This window comes from Mesorhizobium sp. M0217, assembly GCF_040321955.1.
GTDB lineage: Bacteria > Pseudomonadota > Alphaproteobacteria > Rhizobiales > Rhizobiaceae > Mesorhizobium.
Genome location: NZ_JAMYSN010000070.1, coordinates 1 through 654 on the forward strand (window position 1 = coordinate 1; position 654 = coordinate 654).

Below are 654 nucleotides of genomic sequence, written 5' to 3' on the forward strand. Positions count from 1 at the left end.
GCATACTTTTCGTCCGAATCAAAGGATGCGCTATGGGCCAGGTTCTTCATGGGAGCGCCACGACGACAGAGGCGATCCGTCGAGCGATACAGCATAGTCAAGAGAGCCTGAGGGCGCTGGCGAAGCGCTACGGCATCAATCAGAAGACGGTTAGGAAGTGGAGGAACCGGACGTCGGCCGCCGATCTTCCGACTGGCCCCAGAGATCCGAAGTCGACAGTGCTATCGACTGAGGAAGAGGCGGTCATCGTCGCCTTTCGGCGTTATACGCTGCTGCCACTGGACGATTGCCTCTATGCTCTCCAACCGACGATCCCGCATCTGTCGCGGTCATCCTTGCATCGCTGCCTGCAGCGTCACGGGATAGGCAGGTTGCCGGATGTCGAGGGCGACAAGCCGGCAAGGAAGAAGTTCAAGGCCTATCCAATCGGCTACTTCCATATCGACGTCGCCGAGGTCCGAACCGAGCAGGGCAAGCTGCATATGTTCGTGGCCATAGATCGGACCTCGAAGTTCGCTTTCGTCGAGCTGCACGAGAAGGCAACGACAGCGGTCTCCGCCGATTTCCTGCGCCATCTTCTTGATGCTGTCCCTTACAAGATCCACACAGTGCTTACCGACAACGGCATTCAGTTCACGACCCCAGGTGCCGGCG

At 58.6% G+C, this 654-nt stretch carries 1 protein-coding gene; it reads left to right on the plus strand.

The features are described 5' to 3' along the window. Window positions 1-32 precede the first annotated feature (32 nt). Window positions 33-654, plus strand: a 622-nt coding sequence (locus NKJ18_RS32950; RefSeq protein WP_352761618.1) for a DDE-type integrase/transposase/recombinase, incomplete at its 3' end; no start/stop codon positions are given.